This is a genomic window from Streptomyces sp. NPDC006265 (assembly GCF_040613555.1).
Lineage (GTDB): Bacteria > Actinomycetota > Actinomycetes > Streptomycetales > Streptomycetaceae > Streptomyces.
In genome coordinates, this window is sequence record NZ_JBEXSH010001420.1 from 1 (window position 1) to 1359 (window position 1359).

Here is a 1359-nt window from a genome sequence, read left to right on the forward strand (position 1 = left end):
GGCAGCCCGGCCGGCGCGGTCTTCCGCCCCCCGGCCAACGGCAACTGGCCACCGCCCCCGCCCCCGCCCCGCCTCCGTGTGCCACAGTCGTGGATGTCGATCAGTTGATGTCGGTCGTAGCGAGTTTGGCGTAGACGCCGGGTTTGGTGTGGCGGATGCGGAGGGCGACGAACACACCGGTCAGGAACAGTGCGGGGGTGAGCGCGACGAGCGCCCAGTTGACGGCTGGACCGGCGCCGGTGAACAGGTCGAGGCGCCTGCAGACCAGCCCCGTGGTCGCGGTGAGGAGGATGCCCGCTGCCGCCGGTGCGACCACGGTGCGCATGCGTCCTTCGCCTCGCGTGGCCGGGTTTCGGCGGAAGAAGGCCACCACAGCGAAGGCCGCGATGGCCTGCAGGACCAGGATGCCGACCACCCCCGGGGTGTTCACCCAGAGGAAGAACTCGCTGTAAGGGTCGACGCCGATCATGGCGAAGACAGCGACGACGAGGGCGGCCAGGGCGCTCTGGGCGATGCCGGCGATCCACGGCGAGCCGTTGCGCGGATGGACCCGGCCCAGGGCCGAGGGGGCGACCTGTTCGGTGGACAGGGCGTAGGCGTAGCGGGTGATGGCGTTGTGGAAGGCGAGCAGCGCGGCCAGCAGGCTGGTGACGATCAGGACGCGCTGGAGGTCGGTGGCCCAGCCTCCGACGTAGCGGTCCATGGCGGTGAAGAACATTTCGGCCGGGTTTTGCGCGGCCGCCTGGACCACGCGGTCGCTGCCGAATGCCTGGACGATGACCCAGACGATGAAGGTGTAGAACAGGCCCAGGAAGCCGACAGCCAGGTAGGTGGCGCGGGGCACGGTGCGGTCGGGGTCGCGGGCTTCCTCGCGGTAGATGGCGGTCGCCTCGAAGCCGATGAAGGCGGCGACGGCGAGCCCCAGAGGACCGCTCATCTGCGCGGTGAAGACGTTGGAGGGCGTGAAGGAGTCCAGAGCCAGCCCGTTCGCCCCGCCCTTGATCAGGACGGCGCCGGCGAGCAGCAGCAGGATCGCGGTTTCGGCGATGAGGAGGGCCGCCAGCACCTTGGCGCCGAAGTTGATCGAGCGGAAGCCGAGGAACCACACGAGGGCGATGCCCGCGAAGGCGTACACCGGCCAGGGCAGGTCGATGCCGAGGAGGTCGTTCACAGTGGCGCCGGAGAAGAAGCCGAAGGCGCCGAACACGCCGATCTGCAGGGCGTTGTAGGAGAACAGGGCGAGCAGCGCCGCGCCGAGCCCGGCCGGGCGGCCGAGGCCGCGGCCCACCACCTCTGTCTTGGTGTCGCCGATGGAGACAGGCAGTCGCAGCAGGCCAGTGTGTGCCACAAGCCGGTCTT

1 protein-coding gene is annotated in these 1359 nt (G+C 70.0%); it reads right to left on the bottom strand.

The features are described 5' to 3' along the window. Positions 1–100 precede the first annotated feature (100 nt). A partial coding sequence (locus ABZ281_RS49435; protein ID WP_356665401.1) for an APC family permease occupies positions 101–1359 on the bottom strand: 1259 nt, incomplete at its 5' end.